General features: G+C 34.6%; 16 protein-coding genes and 1 pseudogene. 12 read left to right on the top strand and 5 right to left on the bottom strand.

Annotated features, from left to right (window positions below):
* Nucleotides 1-73 precede the first annotated feature (73 nt).
* Nucleotides 74-241: a hypothetical protein gene (locus R1F52_00085; protein WOV93079.1), complete on the bottom strand. Its 168-nt coding sequence runs from the start codon at nt 239-241 to the stop codon at nt 74-76.
* A gap of 81 nt (nt 242-322) precedes the next feature.
* Here R1F52_00085 and R1F52_00080 point away from each other — a divergent pair, with 81 nt between their 5' ends.
* The 10 genes and pseudogenes from R1F52_00080 to R1F52_00035 all read left to right on the top strand — a co-directional run bounded on the left by R1F52_00080 (nt 323) and on the right by R1F52_00035 (nt 16218).
* Nucleotides 323-1402 (top strand): DDE-type integrase/transposase/recombinase, encoded by a 1080-nt coding sequence (locus R1F52_00080; GenBank protein WOV93078.1) that lies wholly within the window; start codon nt 323-325, stop codon nt 1400-1402.
* A gap of 884 nt (nt 1403-2286) precedes the next feature.
* Entirely contained in the window at nt 2287-6789 is a 4503-nt protein-coding gene (locus R1F52_00075) for a DUF2341 domain-containing protein (protein ID WOV93077.1), read from the top strand.
* 100 nt (nt 6790-6889) lie between these two features.
* Complete coding sequence (locus R1F52_00070; protein ID WOV93076.1) at nt 6890-7012, top strand: hypothetical protein; 123 nt, start codon at nt 6890-6892, stop codon at nt 7010-7012.
* A complete protein-coding gene (locus R1F52_00065; protein ID WOV93900.1) occupies nt 6993-7328 on the top strand; it encodes a DUF2341 domain-containing protein in 336 nt (111 codons plus the stop codon). The genes R1F52_00070 and R1F52_00065 overlap by 20 nt, the downstream gene beginning before the upstream one ends.
* On the top strand, nt 7297-9207 hold the full coding sequence (locus R1F52_00060; GenBank protein WOV93075.1) for a DUF2341 domain-containing protein: 1911 nt from the start codon (nt 7297-7299) through the stop codon (nt 9205-9207). The genes R1F52_00065 and R1F52_00060 overlap by 32 nt, the downstream gene beginning before the upstream one ends.
* Complete coding sequence (locus tag R1F52_00055) at nt 9176-10105, top strand: LamG-like jellyroll fold domain-containing protein (protein ID WOV93074.1); 930 nt, start codon at nt 9176-9178, stop codon at nt 10103-10105. Before R1F52_00060 ends, R1F52_00055 begins: the two co-directional genes overlap by 32 nt.
* 39 nt (nt 10106-10144) lie before the next feature.
* Nucleotides 10145-10330 (top strand): annotated as a pseudogene (locus tag R1F52_00050) (DUF5011 domain-containing protein).
* A 303-nt stretch (nt 10331-10633) separates the two neighbouring features.
* Nucleotides 10634-11938 carry a DUF5011 domain-containing protein gene (locus R1F52_00045; protein WOV93073.1) on the top strand — a complete coding sequence of 435 codons (1305 nt, stop codon included), beginning with the start codon at nt 10634-10636 and terminating at the stop codon, nt 11936-11938.
* Nucleotides 11919-15950, top strand: coding sequence for a DUF5011 domain-containing protein (locus R1F52_00040; GenBank protein ID WOV93072.1), 4032 nt, complete (start codon nt 11919-11921; stop codon nt 15948-15950). The genes R1F52_00045 and R1F52_00040 overlap by 20 nt, the downstream gene beginning before the upstream one ends.
* A 79-nt stretch (nt 15951-16029) precedes the next feature.
* Nucleotides 16030-16218, top strand: a complete 189-nt coding sequence (locus R1F52_00035; GenBank protein ID WOV93071.1) for a hypothetical protein — start codon at nt 16030-16032, stop codon at nt 16216-16218.
* 14 nt (nt 16219-16232) lie between these two features.
* Here R1F52_00035 and R1F52_00030 read toward each other — a convergent pair whose 3' ends face one another.
* The 3 genes from R1F52_00030 to R1F52_00020 all read right to left on the bottom strand — a co-directional run bounded on the left by R1F52_00030 (nt 16233) and on the right by R1F52_00020 (nt 17328).
* Nucleotides 16233-16424 carry a hypothetical protein gene (locus tag R1F52_00030; GenBank protein WOV93070.1) on the bottom strand — a complete coding sequence of 64 codons (192 nt, stop codon included), beginning with the start codon at nt 16422-16424 and terminating at the stop codon, nt 16233-16235.
* 353 nt (nt 16425-16777) lie between these two features.
* A complete protein-coding gene (locus R1F52_00025; GenBank protein ID WOV93069.1) occupies nt 16778-16990 on the bottom strand; it encodes a hypothetical protein in 213 nt (70 codons plus the stop codon).
* An 86-nt stretch (nt 16991-17076) separates the two neighbouring features.
* The gene (locus R1F52_00020) at nt 17077-17328 is read right to left on the bottom strand and encodes a hypothetical protein (protein ID WOV93068.1); all 252 of its coding nucleotides are present in this window, start codon (nt 17326-17328) and stop codon (nt 17077-17079) included.
* Between the two features lie 89 nt (nt 17329-17417).
* Here R1F52_00020 and R1F52_00015 point away from each other — a divergent pair, with 89 nt between their 5' ends.
* Both R1F52_00015 and R1F52_00010 read left to right on the top strand, forming a co-directional pair.
* On the top strand, nt 17418-17618 hold the full coding sequence (locus R1F52_00015) for a hypothetical protein (GenBank protein WOV93067.1): 201 nt from the start codon (nt 17418-17420) through the stop codon (nt 17616-17618).
* Nucleotides 17619-17734: 116 nt separating this feature from the next.
* Nucleotides 17735-18034, top strand: coding sequence for a hypothetical protein (locus tag R1F52_00010; protein WOV93066.1), 300 nt, complete (start codon nt 17735-17737; stop codon nt 18032-18034).
* Nucleotides 18035-18435: 401 nt separating this feature from the next.
* On the opposite strand, the gene R1F52_00005 is transcribed toward R1F52_00010, so the two are convergent.
* Entirely contained in the window at nt 18436-18624 is a 189-nt protein-coding gene (locus R1F52_00005; protein WOV93065.1) for a hypothetical protein, read from the bottom strand.
* Between the last annotated feature and the right edge of the window lie 739 nt (nt 18625-19363).

Below are 19363 nucleotides of genomic sequence, written 5' to 3'. Positions count from 1 at the left end.
GTTATTATTGGTTCTGTATCTTATGGGTTGGTATTCATAAAAATTAATCATTACACAAAATCTAGTCATTTTATCATACAGTAGACACTTCTATTTTTTTACCCTTAACTTTGAATTTAATACTTTTAGGTTCTTTGAGAATTTTAGCTATGGGTTTAGGTATTGATGTTTGGAAGCCTCTAACATCATTATAATTTACGCTAACAATAAATTCAGTTGCATCTTTTTTCCATTTTGGCATATCATATATTGGTTAATAGATTATTTATATCTACGGATATATTATAATTGTATAAATCAAAGACAACAACAAGCAATGGAAATGATAAAACCAAATCATCATGCTGAAATGTACGAATTAGGTAAATTTAGAGTGAGATCACAAAAAGATTACAACAAATGGTACAATGTTAATTCAACTGGTAATGATTTAAAATGCTCATGCTACGATAATAAGTTTAGACATTCTGATTGTAAACATATTCATGTTATCAAGACTAGAATAATGAAAAACAGTTTTTCAAAGAAATTCAAAATAATGAGCAGAGATGATTTTAAAATCTGTAAATTTTGTGATTCAGATAATATCACTAAATATGGATTTAAAAAAACAAAAAGTGGAAATAACCAACGATTCAAATGTTTAGAATGTAATAAAATATTCACTACAAACTATGGCTTTGAATCTATGCGATATGATGGTGTTATAATTACAAGTGCTTTACAGATGTATTTTTCAGGCATGAGTGTTAGAAAAATATCTGATCACTTTGAGATGTTGGGAACTGGTGTATCTCATGTATCAATTTACAAATGGATATGCAAATACTCTAAATCCATATCTGAATATTTGACAAATATAACGCCTGATTATCTACTNTGGTTTAGGGCAGATGAAGTATGGCTAAATATCAAAGGAAAACAAAATTATCTATTTGCTAGTATCTGTGATGATACTAGGTTCTTTATCGCTAAGGATATAGCAGATACTAAATTTCAACATAATGCAGATCATCTATTAGAAATGACTAAACAAGTTGCAGGTAATAAAAACCCTAAACATTTCATTACAGATAGACTACTAGCATACATGAAATCAAGTAAGAAAATATTTGGTAAAGATACTTTACATACTAGACACATTCACTTGAAAGGGGATAAACAAAATAATAAAATGGAACGATTTAATGGTTCATTTAGAGATAGAGAACAAGCATTTAGAGGTCTTAAAAAACAAGTTAGTTCTATTATAGATGGATATTATATTTACTACAATTTTACTAGAAAACATCTAGCATTAAACGGGTCAACTCCTAGTGAATCAGCAGGTATTGTTATTGATGGTAAGAATAAATGGAAAATACTATCTCAAAATGCTAGTTTGAACCAATATGATGATTAAGCAAGGGATATTCCTTTACATCTACATTTTTTACATTTACCATCTATACTTGTAGCATTAAGTTTAGTTGTGATTTTATGGTTAGCCCATGTATGACCACATCTTTCATTGGTCATTTTTGATGATTATATTCTCATATTGTCACCTCCTTTAAACATTCAGATAACATTTTGTTTGCTTTTTTACTAAGATAGTATGAACTTACAGGGGTAAAACGAACTCCTAATCATTTACAATTTATTGGATGATAATTTTTTTTATCTAAACGAGTATAAACTTTTTCATATCTTGTTGCTTGTGTTGTATGGAGTCCTAATTTTATTTTAGAAATTATTTTTTCAACAGTAGAATTAGTGGGTATTTTTAATGGAATAGTGTCTCAAATCGTGCATTATTATTAGATGATAAATATTTACGTAAATATTCACATTCAATTGATAATATTTTAAGAGCAAGTGGTAATTGAAAAATTGGGTATTGAAGTCTATGTGAAAAAATCACAGTAGTATGACCAGCATTTTTTATTGGTATGAGATACCCTCGTTTATCATAAGATGAAAAAAATGCAGTAGGTTTAACATTTCTAATTTCAAAAAATTCACGTCTTTTTTTAGCAGATTGTGAACCTATATTTTTTATCTTCTTACCTGCAAGAATTACATGAGCATAATCTGATGATAATCACAATCTTGGATTATCTACTTCAATAAAAGACTGAAGACATTTTAAAACTGATGTCTTAACCATTATCAAAAAGATAAATTTATTTATATAAGCATTGGTGTCTAATAATAGTTAATTTAACAAAAATAATGTAACATATAATTCACACCGATTCATAGGATAGCATAACTTTATAAGTTATTTTTTTATTTTGCTAAATATTGCATAATGTCTATAATTCATATGTGATGACTCTCTCTTTAACTGCTATTATCGTTCTCTCTGCCACTTTGCTCTTTCCACTAGATTCTGCTTTTGGACAAATTCTAAGTACTAATACTGATGGTACTAGGATACTTTGGGCTCAAGATCCTGATCATGATCCTAATTCCCAATATGGTAATCATGCACCCCAATTTACCGATTCAGCTACTTTGCCTCTTGTGAAGTCATCTTTTACTTTTACTAATATTCTTCTAAACATAACTGCTTTCGGTAATGATGGACCATCCGGTATCTACCTAGTTGTATCTCCACCCATATCTTCCAACGCCGCTGAGTTTAGAATGATTTACAATAGGGTTGGCAATCTAGTTATATTTACTTTTTCTGATATAGAGCTTACGCCCACTTCTGATGTTATTGTACGAAACTATGTCCTAGGTCCCCCTCTTATTTTTAGTAGCGCATATACTGACACAACTGGTAGAAATATCACTGTTGTATTTTCTGATAATATTACAGTAGGTAGTACTACATTCCTTAGCGACTTTGCTATAATTAATTCATCCACTTCTGTGAATAGTATAACTAGTAATAATGCAACTTCTATAATTCTTTCACTAAACTCTACCCTATCTTTTGACGACTCTCCACTTTTATCATACAACGATACAGGCACAAATATTACTAGTGTAAGCACTGGTCTATCACTTGCAAACTTTACAAATCAACCAATCACTAATAATGTTCCATCACCTCCAAACTTTGTTAACGCCTATACAAACCAGCGAGGTGACAACATTACTGTCAACTTTGATAAAGTAATCACTCTTACCAATACCACTTCTCCAACTGACTTTGCAGTAAATATTTCAGGTATTGCTACAACTAGTATAACTAGACATAATGACACTGCCATCAATCTAACACTAGACTCTAACATTCCGCTTGCATTACCATTAACACTATCATATAGTCAAACAACTAGTAATATTACAAACGTGAATGATTTATCACTTGCAAACTTTACAAATCAACCAATCACTAATAATGTTCCAACACCTCCAAACTTTGTTAACGCCTATACAAACCAGCGAGGTGACAACATAATTGTCAACTTTGATAAAGTAGTCACTCTTACCAATACCACTTCTCCAACTGACTTTGCAGTAAGTATTTCAGGTATTGCTACTAGTATAACTAGACATAATGACACTGCAATCAATCTAGCACTAGACTCTAACATTCCACCTGTATTACGATTAACACTATCATATAATCAAACAACTAGTAGTATTACAAACGTGAATGATTTATCACTTGCAAACTTTACAAATCAACCAATCACTAATAATGTTCAATTTTTTGATTTACCTTCCTTGTGGGATACTAGACAGAAAATTACTATTAACAGTAACCAAATAACTACAACTCTTCAAAACTTTACCCTTCTAGTAAGTATCTCTGATTCTGCTTTGAACAATTCAGCTGTTCTACCTAACGGAGTCGATATTATTTTCACTAGCAGTGATGGATTTACTATATTACAGCATGAAATTGAGTCATTCACTAATAATGCTACTACCGGTACCCTAGTAGCTTGGGTTCGTCTACCTACTTTGAGCAATACCAGTGATACTATACTCTACATGTATTATAATGTCTCAATAGCGGCAACTATTATACATGATAATGTTTGGGATTCAGACTATGAAATAATTTATCACATGGATCAATCCACTTTTGGTGCACAATCTACACTAGACTCATCAGGGAATGATTGCCATGCAACACCACGGACTGCAGGTAGTGGTATCTTTTTACCTGATGATTTAGTATCTGCACAAATTGGTAATGGACTAAACTTTGATGGAGTAGACAACAACAACGGAGATTATCTTGATCTTCCAGACTTGGAAGGTAGTCTATTTCACAATACAGACTTTACCATCTCGGCATGGGCAAATATTGATGTCCTTAAAAGTTGGGCTAGAATCGTTGATTTTGGCAATGGTCAGGATAATAACAATATTCTAATTGCTACCCCTCCATCTAGCACGGATTTGAGATATGATATGCGACAGGGTACCAGCTCTGATGGTATCACAGCTAGTGATGTTTTGCAGACAGGTCAATGGGCATACTTTACAGTTGTACATGAATCATCAGGTATAGCAACTATCTACAAAAATGGCACCTCAATTACTAGTGGTTCTGTACATACATCTCTTAATGAGAATAGAGCATCAAACTATATCGGAAGGTCCAATTGGGCAAGTGATTCCTACTTTGATGGCAAATTCGATGAATTCCGACTATCCTCTACTGCTCGCTCTGCAGACTGGATTGCAACAGAGTATGCAAATCAAAACTCTCCTTCTACATTCTTTACTATATCTGCACCTGAAGATAGACGTGTGGTGATAACTTCTGCTATTACCAACACACAAGGTGATAAAATTATAATTACTTTTAATGAAAACATTACCTATTCGGTTATTCCTACTACTGACTTTGCTCTTAATGGAACATCTGCTACAATATCTGGAATTATATCTGATTCCTCTTCAATTACTCTGAATTTAAGCGGAAATCTCTTGACAAATGAAACCATCACTATCTCATATACTAAAACTAGTGGTGGAATAAACTCTACTCAAAATACAGACATAACACTAGAAAACCTTGTGAATCAATCTGTAATTAACAACATTTTAGATACTATTCCCCCAGTAATCACACTGAATGGTGATGCTACTATTTATGTAAAACTTGGCTCATCCTACTCTGAGCAAAACGCCACTACTGATGATGGCTCTCCTATCGTTATTCGTGATGACACTGTAGACACAAATACTGTAGGCAATTACACCATCACATACAACTCTGCTGATTCAGCAGGCAATAATGCCATCCAAGTGAATAGAACTGTAGTTGTTCAACAAATACTAGGTGCCTCTTGGGACACAAGACTACAGATCACTATAGATTCATCTCAAGTAATTGGAAATCATGAAAATTTCACAGTTTTAATATCAATAAATGATACAAATTTCAATTCTACAACTGTTCAATCTGCTGGACAAGATATAAGATTCACTACTACTGATGGCAATACCCTCTTAGAGCATGAAATTGAATCATTTACTAATAATGCTACTACCGGTACCCTAGTAGCTTGGGTTCGTCTACCTACTTTGAGCAATACCAGTGATACCATACTCTACATGTATTATAATGTCTCAACAGCGTCATCTATTCCATATCCTGATGTTTGGGATTCAGACTATGAAATAATTTATCACATGGATCAATCCACTTTTGGTGCAAACTCTACTCTAGACTCATCAGGGAATGATTGTCATGCAACACCACAAGACATATCTTCTGTAATCACTGGACAAATAAGCAGTGGTCTAAACTTTAACACTACAAGTGATTACCTTGCTTTACCTTCCATACCTGCAAATCTCTTCTCTGGTACTTCATTTACTATCTCTGTCTGGGCAAACTATGACAACTTTACTTCATATGGACGTATAGTGGACTTTGGAAGTGGATCACCAAATAACAATATTGTACTTGCAAATGATTATACCGCTAGTGGTATTCATTTTGTAGTACACAATGGTACGAATTTTTTTGGTATGTCTGTTAATTCAGCTGATAATATTTTATCCACAAATCAATGGGGTCATATCACAATAACATTTGATCCTACTTTAACACCTAATACTTTTATCTACAAAGATGGTCAGCAAGTTAAAAACGGATCTGCAGACAACCCCAATTCTGTAGATTGTACTGCTAATCGTATTGGTAGTAATCAAAACAATGGAGAACAATATGTTGGACAACTAGATGAATTCCGACTATCCTCTACTGCTCGCTCTGCAGACTGGATTGCAACAGAGTATGCAAATCAAAACTCTCCCTCTACTTTCTTTACTATATCTGCACCTGAAGATAGACGTGTGGTGATATCTTTTGCTATTACCAACACACAAGGTGATAACATTATAATTACTTTTAATGAAAACATTACCTATTCGGTTATTCCTACTACTGACTTTACTCTTACTGGTACATCTGCTACAATAGATAGTATAACATCAAACTCCTCTTCAATTACTCTGAATTTAAGCGGAAATCTCTTGGCAAATGAAATCATCACTATCTCATATACTAAAACTAGTGGTGGAATAAACTCTACTCAAAGTACAGACATAACACTAGAAAACTTTGTGAATCAACCAATCACTAATAATGTTCTACCACCTCCAATTTTTGTTAGTGCTTATACAAACCAGCAAGGTGACATCATTACTGTCAACTTTGATAAAGGAATCACTCTTACCAATACCACTTCTCCAACTGACTTTGCAGTAAATATTTTAGGTATTGATACAACTAGTATAACTAGACATAATGACACTGCAATCAATCTAACACTAGACTCTAGCATATTCATCACTCACATCATCATTAACACTATCATATAATCAAACAACTAGTAATATCACAAACGTAAATGATTTATCACTTGCAAACTTTATAAATCAACCAATCACTATTAATGTTCCATTTTTTGATCTACCTTCCTTGTGGGATACTAGACAGAAAATTACTATTAACAGTAACCAAATAACTACAACTCTTCAAAACTTTACCCTTCTAGTAAGTATCTCTGATTCTGCTTTGAACAATTCAGTCTGTTCTACCTAACGGAGCTGATATTATTTTCACTAGCAGTGATGGATTTACTATATTACAGCATGAAATTGAGTCATTTACTAATGATGCTACTACCGGTACTCTAGTATCTTGGGTTCGCCTACCTACTTTGAGCAGTACCAATGATACCATACTCTACATGTATTATAATGTCTCATCAGCGGCAACTATTATACATGATAATGTTTGGGATTCAGACTATGAAATAATTTATCACATGGATCAATCCACTTTTATTGCAAACTCTACCCTAGACTCATCAGGGAATGATTGTCATGCAACACCACTATCTGACAGGCTCTACTGACTTTAATTCTAATGATTTAGTATCTGCACAAATTGGTAATGGACTAAACTTTGATGGAGTAGACAACAACACCGGAGATTATCTTGATCTTCCAGACTTGGAAGGTAGTCTATTCAACAATACAGATTTTACCATCTCGGCATGGGCAAATATTGATGCCTTTAAAAGTTGGGCTAGAATCGTTGATTTTGGCAATGGTCATGAACAAGCCAATATTATATTTCGTGCCGTTCAAACTATATCGCATTTGGAATATCAAATACACAATGCTGATAACGTCCAGAAGGTAGCAGCTATAGATGTTTTGCAGATAGGTCAATGGGCATACCTTACAGTTGTACATGAATCATCAGGTGCAGCAACTATCTACAAAGATGGCACCTCACATGATAGTCGTTCTCTGCATACATCTAATGATGTGAATAGAACATCAAACTATATTGGAAGAGCCAATAATCCAGATCATTTCTACTTTGATGGCAAATTCGATGAATTCCGACTATCATCTACTGCTCGCTCTGCAGACTGGATTGCAACAGAGTATGCAAATCAAAACTCACCTTCTACTTTCTTTACTATATCTGCACCTGAAGATAGACGTGTAGTGATAACTTCTGCTATTACCAACACACAAGGTGATAATATTATAATTACTTTTAATGAAAACATTATCTATTCGGTTATTCCTACTACTGACTTTACTCTTACTGGTACATCTGCTACAATATCTGGAATTATATCTGATTCCTCTTCAATTACTCTGAATTTAAGCAGAAATCTCTTGTCAAATGAAATCATCACTATCTCATATACTAAAACTAGTGGTGGAATAAACTCTACTCAAAATACAGACATAACACTAGAAAGCTTTGTGAATCAACCTGTAATTAACAACATTTTAGATACTATTGCTCCAGTCATCACACTGAATGGTGCTAGTACAATAACACTAAGCATAAACTCTACATATAATGAGCAAAACGCCACTACTGATGATGGTTCTCCTATCGTCATTGGTGGTGACACTGTAGATACAAATACTGTAGGCAATTACACCATCACATACAACTCTGTTGATTCATCAGGTAATGATGCCATCCAAGTGAATAGAACTGTAGTTGTTCAACAAACACTAGACACCTCTTGGAACACAAGACTACAGATCACTATAGATTCATCTCAAGTAATTGGAAATCATGAAAATTTCACAGTTTTAATATCAATAAATGATACAAATCTCAATTCTACAACTGTTCAATCTGCTGGACAAGATATAAGATTCACTACTACTGATGGCACTACTCTCTTAGAGCATGAAATTGAATCATTTACTAATAATGCTACTACCGGTACCCTAGTAGCTTGGGTTCGTCTACCTACTTTGAGCAGTACCAGTGATACCATACTCTACATGTATTATAATGTCTCAACAGCGTCATCTATTCCATATCCTGATGTTTGGGATTCAGACTATGTAATAATTTATCACATGGATCAATCCACTTTTGGTGCACAATCTACACTAGACTCATCAGGGAATGATTGTCACGCAACACCACTATCTACAGGCTCTACTGACTTTAATTCTAGTGATTTAGTATCTGCACAAATTGGTAATGGACTAAACTTTGATGGAGTAGACAACAACCACGGAGATTATCTTGATCTTCCAGACTTGGCAAGTAGTCTATTCTACAATACAGACTTTACCATCTCGGCATGGGCAAATATTGATGTCCTTAAAAATTGGGCTAGAATCGTTGATTTTGGCAAGGGTCAGGCAAATCACAATATTCTATTTGCTACCCCTCCAGGTACCACGAATTTAAGATATGAAATGCTACGGAATGACAGTTCTTTGGGTGTCACAGCTGAGTAATGTTTCGCAGACAGGTCAATGGGCATACTTTACAGTTGTACATGAATCATCAGGTACCGCAACTATCTACAAAAATGGCACCTCAATTGATAGTGGTTCTGTGCATACATCTCTTAATGTGAATAGAGTATCAAACTATATCGGAAGATCCAATTGGGAAGGTGATTCCTACTTTGATGGCAAATTCGATGAATTCCGACTATCATCTACTGCTCGCTCTGCAGACTGGATTGCAACAGAGTATGCAAATCAAAATTCTCCTTCTACTTTCTTTACTATATCTGCACCTGAAGATAGAAGTGTAGTGATAACTTCTGCTATTACCAACACACAAGGTGATAACATTATAATTACTTTTAATGAAAACATTATCTATTCGGTTATTCCTACTACAGACTTTACTCTTACTGGTACATCTGCTACAATAGATGGCATAACATCAAACTCCTCTTCAATTACTCTGAATTTAAGCAGAAATCTCTTGTCAAATGAAATCATCACTATTTCATATACTAAAACTAGTGGTGGAATAAACTCTATTCAAAGTACAGACATAACACTAGAAAACTTTGTGAATCAACCTGTAATTAACAACATTCCAGATACTACTCCCCCAGTAATCACACTGAATGGTGCTAGTACAATAACACTAAGCATAAACTCTACATATAATGAGCAAAACGCCACTACTGATGATGGCTCTCCTATCGTTATTCGTGGTGACACTGTAGATACAAATACTGAAGGCAATTACACCATCACATACCACTCTACTGATTCATCAGGCAATAATGCCACCCAAGTTAATAGAATTGTAATAATTTCTGATGCACTAGATAATACTCCCCCAGTAATCACACTGAATGGTAATAATGTCGTTTATGTAGAACTTGGCTAATCCTACTCTGAGCAAAACGCCACTACTGATGATGGTTCTCTAGTAACAATTGGTGGTGACACTGTAAATTCATCTCTAGTGGGAAATTATACCGTCACCTATGACTCTGTTGATTCAGTAGGAAATAATGCCACCCAAGTGAATAGAACTATAGTTGTTCATGACACTACTCCCCCAGTAATCACACTGAATGGTAATAATATCGTTTATGTAGAACTTGGCTAATCCTACTCTGAGCAAAACGCCACTACTGATGATGACTCTCCTATCGTTATTCGTGGTGACACTGTAGACACAAATACTGAAGGCAATTACACCATCACATACCACTCTACTGATTCATCAGGCAATAATGCCACCCAAGTTAATAGAACTGTAATTGTTCGTGACACTACTCCCCCAGTAATCACACTGAATGGTAATAATGTCGTTTATGTAGAACTTGACTCATCCTACTCTGAGCAAAACGCCACTACTGATGATGGCTCTCCAGTAACAATTGGTGGTGACAATGTAAATTCATCTCTCGTGGGAAATTATACCGTCACCTATGACTCTGTTGATTCAGCAGGAAATAATGCCACCCAAGTGAATAGAACTATAGTTGTTCGTGACACTACTCCCCCAGTAATCACACTGAATGGTGCTAGTACAATAACACTAAGCATAAACTCTACATATAATGAGCAAAACGCCACTACTGATGATGGCTCTCCTATCGTTATTCGTGGTGACACTGTAGATACAAATACTGTAGGCAATTACACCATCACATACCACTCTACTGATTCATCAGGCAATAATGCCACCCAAGTTAATAGAACTGTAATAATTTCTGTACCAGATACTACTCCCCCAGTAATCACACTGAATGGTAATAATGTCGTTTATGTAGAACTTGACTCATCCTACTCTGAGCAAAACGCCACTACTGATGATGGCTCTCCAGTAACAATTGGTGGTGACACTGTAAATTCATCTCTCAAGGGAAATTATACCGTCACCTATGACTCTGTTGATTCAGCAGGAAATAATGCCACCCAAGTGAATAGAACTATAGTTGTTCGTGACACTACTCCCCCAGTAATCACACTGAATGGTGCTAGTACAATAACACTAAGCATAAACTCTACATATAATGAGCAAAACGCCACTACTGATGATGGCTCTCCAGTAACAATTGGTGGTGACACTGTAAATTCATCTCTCAAGGGAAATTATACCGTCACATACAACTCTGTTGATTCATCAGGCAATAATGCCACCCAAGTTAATAGAACTGTAATAATTTCTGTACCAGATACTACTCCCCCAGTAATCACACTAATTGGTAATGCTACTGTTTATGTAGAACTTGACTCATCCTACTCTGAGCAAAACGCCACGACTAATGATAACTCTCCAGTAACAATTGGTGGTGACACTGTAAATTCATCTCTCGTGGGAAATTATACCGTCACATATGACTCTGTTGATTCAGCAGGAAATAATGCCACCCAAGTGAATAGGCTTGTAATTGTTAGTGACACTATTCCCCCAGTAATCACACTGAATGGCAATAGTACCATAACACTATTTGTTGGCGCTACATATAATGAGCAAAACGCCACTACTGATGATAACTCTCCAGTAACAATTGGTGGTGACACTGTAAATTCATCTCTCAAGGGAAATTATATCGTCACATACAACTCTGTTGATTCAGCAGGAAATAATGCCACCCAAGTTGATAGAACTGTAATAATTTCTAGTACACCAGATGATACTCCCCCAGTAATCACACTAATTGGTAATGCTACTGTTTATGTAGAACTTGACTCATTCCTACTCTGAGCAAAACGCCACTACTGATGATGACTCTCCAGTAACAATTGGTGGTGACACTGTAAATTCATCTCTCGTGGGAAATTATACCGTCACATATGACTCTGTTGATTCAGCAGGAAATAATGCCACCCAAGTGAATAGGCTTGTAATTGTTAGTGACACTATTCCCCCAGTAATCACACTGAATGGCAATAGTACCATAACACTATTTGTTGGCGCTACATATAATGAGCAAAACGCCACTACTGATGATGGTTCTCCAGTAACAATTGGTGGTGACACTGTAGATACAAATACTGAAGGCAATTACACCATCACATACAACTCTGCTGATTCATCAGGCAATAATGCCACCCAAGTTGATAGAACTGTAATAATTTCTAATGCATCAGATACTACTCCCCCAGTAATCACACTAATTGGTAATGCTACTGTTTATGTAGAACTTGACTCATCCTACTCTGAGCAAAACGCCACTACTGATGATGGCTCTCTAGTAACAATTGGTGGTGACACTGTAAATTCATCTCTCGTGGGAAATTATACCGTCACCTATGACTCTACTGATTCAGCAGGAAATGATGCCACCCAAGTGAATAGGCTTGTAATTGTTCGTGACACTATTCCCCCAGTAATCACACTGAATGGTGCTAGTACAATAACACTAAGCATAAACTCTACATATAATGAGCAAAACGCCACTACTGATGATGGCTCTCCTATCGTTATTGGTGGTGACACTGTAAATACAGATACTGAAGGCAATTACACCATCACATACAACTCTGCTGATTCATCAGGCAATAATGCCACCCAAGTTAATAGAATTGTAATAATTTCTGATGCACCAGATGATACTCCCCCAGTAATCACACTAATTGGTAATGCTACTGTTTATGTAGAACTTGGCTCATCCTACTCTGAGCAAAACGCCACTACTGATGATGGTTCTCTAGTAACAATTGGTGGTGACACTGTAAATTCATCTCTCGTGGGAAATTATACCGTCACCTATGACTCTACTGATTCATCAGGAAATGATGCCACCCAAGTGAATAGGCTTGTAATTGTTCGTGACACTACTCCCCCAGTAATCACACTGAATGGCAATAGTATCATAACACTATTTGTTGGCGCTACATATAATGAGCAAAACGCCACTACTGATGATGGTTCTCCTATCGTTATTCGTGGTGACACTGTAGATACAAATACTGAAGGCAATTACACCATCACATACCACTCTACTGATTCATCAGGCAATAATGCCACCCAAGTTAATAGAACTGTAATAATTTCTGTACCAGATACTACTCCCCCAGTAATCACACTGAATGGTAATAATATCGTTTATGTAGAACTTGGCTCATCCTATTCTGAGCAAAACGCCACTACTGATGATGGTTCTCCTATCGTTATTCGTGGTGACACTGTAGATACAAATACTGAAGGCAATTACACCATCACATACCACTCTACTGATTCATCAGGCAATAATGCCACCCAAGTGAATAGAACTATAGTTGTTCGTGACACTACTCCACCAACAGTCGTTGGTACCCCGATTTATAATACTGTGACAAACACTCTAACCATTACATTTAGTGAAAATGTAACTATAACTGACTCATTAGAATTTGTTTTATCTGGTTCCAATAACTCTTTTGGTGTTATTAATTATACAAACAATCCTACTTTGGTTGTAACTTATCCTTCGGCTGTATCCCGATCTTACATTATAAATCAAGCAACTCTTAGCAATAATTTGACTCTTACTGGACTTGGCATCACAGATGCTGCAAATAATAGTCTAGTTGCTGTGATACTGGAATATACCACCTTATATTCACCAATCATCACACTGGATGGTAATGCTACTATTTACGTAGAGCAAGGCACATCCTACTCTGAACTGGGAGCTGCCACTCATGATGGCTCTACAATAGTCATTGGCGGTGACACTGTAAATCCTGATACCTTGGGCAACTATACCATCACATACGACTCTACGAATTCGGTAGGAGATGCTATCCAAGTGAATAGAACTGTAATTGTTCGTGACACTATTGCCCCAACAGTCGTTGGTACTCCAGTATATGATGCTCAAACACACACTCTATCCATTACATTTAGTGAAAATGTAAGTATAACTAATCCATCACAATTGCTTATAGGATTCGTTTTCCCTTCTAATATTAATTATACAAACAATCCTACTCTGGTTCTAACTTTTAACAGCACAGCCACCGAATCTATATTTAACGTTTTTATCGAGTCAGTTGATGGTACTCGGGTAACTATTAATGCAAATTCAATTGTAGATACTGCAAATAATGGTATACTTACTAATAACCCATCATTCAGTGTCCAAAACATCATTTCATCAGACGATCAGGTATTATCTCCTGCCACTATTCATGTGGACGCACCATTAATTCTCACACCTGAACATCAAAATGTTACTATCAATTATGTCGCTACTACTTTAAACACTACTAATATCACTGCAGGATTAACTGCCAAACTTGTATCTACTAATGTCATTACAGTCATGATACCTACTAGTACTATTATTACTCATGATGGTACTTGGGATTCGCAATTCCTTGCACCACGTACTGCTACTATTACTATACCCTCTACAACTGTAGGTCAGACTACTACTAGTCATGTAACGATTACAGCTATAACTTTGGGAGATGTAACAATTGATCTCAACCTAGGTGATACAGTTGCGTCTATTGTATTTGAAAATCAAGGTGGAAATAATCATAATATATATTATGTAAATACTATTGGCTCTACACCAACCCAGATATTATCCTGTGGTACTAGTAATATCGCAGAAATTAATACTCTTTTAACCACTACTTCCACAAACGAATGTTTTGTAGATGACAACACTCATGTAGCAATTTACACCACTCACCTATCCACCTTTGCTCTAACATCTTCCACCAGTACCACTAGTACTCAAGCACCTGCACCTATTCCATTTACTAGTAGTGGTGGTGGCAGTAGCTCAGGAGGAGGAGGTGGCAGCGCAAATCGTATATTCACTGGTGGTCAAGCCCCAATAATTGTAGAGGCTATTATTCACAAAGTATCTTGGGAAGTCACTGATGATAAAAAACTAGTTGAAATTATTGCTAGCCCATCATCTGATGATGCTTTTGTTACTATTAGTAGTTCCAAACTAGGGGTAATTGCAACTCAACTCTCCCTAACACAGCCCTACTCTGATAGAGCCGTCTATTTGGGTCTAGTGTCTTCTGATGAACGCTTAGTATCTGTAAAGGCTAGCGTATACTCTAATACTTTCTTTACAAGTGAAAAAAAATTAGTAGATGTTTCTCAACCCACAGGTTCCATCACTTTTGATTCTACATTACCTGTTGCATCTACCGGTACCATAATGGACAATAAAACCATAATGGACAATAAAACCATAAAGGATGATAAAACCATAAAGGATGATAAAACCATAAAGGATGATAAAACCATAAAGGATGATAAAACCATAAAGGATGATAAAACCATAAAGGATGATAAAACCATAAAGGATGATAAAACCATAAAGGATGATAAAACCATAAAGGATGATGACTCTACTACCACTCCTCCTGGTGAAGGTGGTTGTCTAATCGCAACAGCAGTATATGGAACTGAGCTTTCACAACAAGTACAAATGCTCAGAGAGATACGTGATACAACTTTAATGACTAGTCTACCTGGAATATCATTTATAACATCATTCAACCAAATCTATTACACCTTTTCACCTGTAATTGCAGATGCTGAGCGTGAAAACCCTCTACTGCGTGAAATAATTCAGACTATTCTGTATCCTCTACTCTCTAGTGTCTCTATAATGACGATGGCAGATGACTCGGAGAATAGTGTGTTGGCTTTGGGATTACTTGTAATTGCTATCAACTTGCTAATTTATGTTGGTCTACCAACATTGGCATTTGTTTATCTACATAAAAAAATTAAATCTGTCAAACTCGTATCTTAAATTCCTTACATAAAATCATTTCACTCAAACCTAATTTTGACCACAATGATGTGATGGAAAAAAATTAAATATTTGATATATGCAATATGACGAATCTGATACTATTAATTTAAAAACTCAATCTGAGATATTTGCCGACTATTTATGTGACATATCTGTAAAATCCACACCAAATAAACTTGGTACTAGTGGCAATGAGTTAATTGTTAATAATCATAGTAAAGACTCTATTGCAAATTCGGGTGCTATTCATGGAGCGATACTATAATCTCTATTTTAATTTTATTTCTTTTGATTCTTCTTGGATTTATCACTATTTCTTGTAATCAACATATATGAACCATAAATTAATAATCCTGCTAGAAGAATATAAAATCCATATCTGCCAAGATAATGTGTAAAAGATAGATCTGTTTGATTGATATACGCAATCAAAATATTAATCGTGAGATATACAATCAATAAAACATCCATGTTATTTTGTCTCCGTTTTTATCCAGTGTATAAAAAAGAATCTCAAATACATTTTATTCACTACTTGTCAATAATATCAGATATCTTATTTGCCAAATCACCGTATTTGTTATTATATGTTGAACGTTATGTTAAAAGATCATCAAAATAATTACTCAAATGAGCATTATGAGCATTGGTATCTTTTAAATAATTATTTTCTAATACGGTCATATACTGTAAAATTTCATCATAACGATCCCATTGATTATTTGTAGAGTATCTTGTCAAAAGAGTGTTTAATAGACTATATACTCTTCATTATACTCTGTGGTGATTTCAGCATATATCTTATTGAACTGTCTCAAAGTTTATCACGTTAAGGTTGCGACATTTGCGTAAGATTCTAACTGTATCAATTCATTGTTTAGTTTCTGTACTTCTTTCATCTTGTTTAATAATTCGACACTTTTGTCATAAAGACCAACATATTCATTAATACTGGGAATATTTGAAATAGATAGTGTACCTCCTAGAGCAATTATATTTTTATTCCCTTTGAAGATGCCAATGCCTGATACAATCAAACCGAATATGAATTGCCAAACCCTATCATAATCAATTCATTTGCCATATTATGTTAATTTTGTTTTTATCTTATTCTTATCTTTCACTAAGAATTCCTACTCTTCAATCTGGCAATCCTTTTTTGTATCTGTTTAATCTCCTCATTGATCTCTACTTTTTGTCTCTCAACATCTTTTTTCTGACCAACGAGTATCTTCAGTTGCATACTATACGCCTTAATCATTGTAGTGTCATTAGCAGGACCACAATAATCATTCTTTACCCTTTGAGTATCTTTATCATAATGAGAAAGATAGATGTATTTTTTCTTATTCTGTATCTTTTCCAATATTTGCATACTGGCTCTAATACGATTCATATTATAAGTCTATTATACAATTAGTTAATACCATAGATTCATATAATAATATACTATTAATCCATAGTATGAATCAATGTAAACAAAAAGCAAAAGTAATGATGCAAACAGTAGGCAACTTTGCACAAGTGGACACCAACAAATTTGAAATAAAATCTCAAACAAATCCAAACAAACTATACAATGTAAGCAGAACGGGTCAAGGACTTGTGTATGTGTGTGTAAAAATCACACAATTCGAAGAGCAGATTGCAAGCATATACAATTAGTCAAATGTATAATGATTACAAATAGAGGATATGCGAATAATAATTTTAGAATAATGGAATAGACTAGACTGAATCTGTGTAAATACTGTAATTCAGGTAATATCAAAAAAGATGGTATGAGGAACAACAAACAAGGAAAAATACAACGATTCAAATGTTTATATTGTAATAAACGCTTTACATCAAATTTTGAATTTGAGGGTAAACAATCTAATTCAAAAATAATTACAGGTGCATTACAAATGTACTATTCAGGTATGTCAGTTGGAGATATTTCAACACATTATGAGTTTGATACTGATGTGAATCATTCTACTATGAATCGCTGGATTGCCAAATACCCTGTAATGTTAACTAGATATCTAGATGAGATTATACCACGTGTTGGCAATTGGATTCGTGCTGATAAAGTATGAATAAAGGTGTCAGGTAAGTCAAAATATCTATTTGCATCTATGAATAATGACACTCGTTTTGGTTTAGCTGAAAGACATGGCCGATACTAAATTTCAGCACAATGCAGATTATTTGTTGAAACTGACTAAATTGATTACTGGGAATAAAACACCCAAGCATTTTATCACAGATGGATTACCATCATAGAGTAAATCGTCAAGAAGAGTATTTGGCAGAGAAACACAACATGATTAAATATGATGGAACGTCTAAATGGTGAGATTCGTGATTGTAAGAAAGTGTTTAGAGGATTGAAGAGAAGATAGTCTGATTATTAATGGTGTGACAGTGTATTACAATTATGCCAAAAAGTATAGTGATATTGACAATAAGAGACCATCTAAGAGAGCAAAGATAACTGTCAAGGGTCATAACAAGTGGAATACTTTGATACAGAGTGCAAGTTTGCATGATTATGATACCATCTAATTTTTGGGGCAAAATTTTCAATTAAACCTTTCATTGCATTATGACATTTCTTCATATCCTTGTTAATAGAGTTAGACTCTAATTGCTCAATATTGCATTCACTACATTTATCATCATTCATATAGATTTTGTCATGTTTGCCACATAATTTTCCATTTAATTCTAACGTTGGATCTAATCTAACGAGTCATTCAACATTAAACATACTCAAATAATGAAACATTTTACTGTGATTTATAATAAAATCGGCAAGGTGCTATTTATCAGATATATCCTAAAATTAATTCATCGCTCATTGGTCTTATCCCAATTAGGATAAAAACATAATAATTTCAATTTGTTAAAATTGTCAGTATAGACATTTAATTGCTTGAATATATCCTCATATTGTGATGACACCTGTTCATTGTAGGTTATAGCAGTATCTTTCAATCCCTCAGTTGCCTGCTCATATTTATCACGAGATAAAGTTTACTGTTTTAATAAAAAATTGGTAAAGTATCCTGCTTTCTTGTGATGATTAAGAAAATGTTTCATCCAGTAATCTTTTGTAATATCTTTTTTCTCAAAATGGAAATTACATAATGTGCACATTATATGATTATTCATGGGATAAACATGCTAATGAAATTGCTGACTGATATTCAAATTTATCACATAGTATGTCGTTATGATTCATTAAAGATTTTGCATATTTTGCACTATATCTAACACCATTCCATATATTTTTATGAGAAATATGGATTTTAGAATCATCGGACACGATTATTTTTAAATAATTCATATATTTAGATCGGTAATGATGTTTTTAGTATTAAATTATTAGAACCATTAATAACACCCGAATTTGCAATAGAGCC

This window comes from Nitrosopumilaceae archaeon AB1(1) (assembly GCA_033471095.1).
Taxonomy (GTDB): Archaea; Thermoproteota; Nitrososphaeria; order Nitrososphaerales; family Nitrosopumilaceae; genus Nitrosoabyssus; species Nitrosoabyssus spongiisocia.
This window is presented reverse-complemented; position numbering and strand designations above follow the sequence as displayed.

Excerpts from the sequence above, each read along its gene's own strand:
- R1F52_00005 (WOV93065.1), bottom strand. The coding sequence starts at position 18,624 with ATGAATGATGATAAATGTAGTGAATGCAATATTGAGCAATTAGAGTCT.
- R1F52_00035 (WOV93071.1), top strand. The coding sequence starts at position 16,030 with ATGCAATATGACGAATCTGATACTATTAATTTAAAAACTCAATCTGAG.
- R1F52_00020 (WOV93068.1), bottom strand. The coding sequence starts at position 17,328 with ATGCAAATATTGGAAAAGATACAGAATAAGAAAAAATACATCTATCTT.
- R1F52_00030 (WOV93070.1), bottom strand. The coding sequence starts at position 16,424 with ATGGATGTTTTATTGATTGTATATCTCACGATTAATATTTTGATTGCG.
- R1F52_00085 (WOV93079.1), bottom strand. The coding sequence starts at position 241 with ATGCCAAAATGGAAAAAAGATGCAACTGAATTTATTGTTAGCGTAAAT.
- R1F52_00015 (WOV93067.1), top strand. The coding sequence starts at position 17,418 with ATGAATCAATGTAAACAAAAAGCAAAAGTAATGATGCAAACAGTAGGC.
- R1F52_00010 (WOV93066.1), top strand. The coding sequence starts at position 17,735 with ATGAGGAACAACAAACAAGGAAAAATACAACGATTCAAATGTTTATAT.
- R1F52_00055 (WOV93074.1), top strand. The coding sequence starts at position 9,176 with ATGACAGTTCTTTGGGTGTCACAGCTGAGTAATGTTTCGCAGACAGGT.
- R1F52_00060 (WOV93075.1), top strand. The coding sequence starts at position 7,297 with ATGCAACACCACTATCTGACAGGCTCTACTGACTTTAATTCTAATGAT.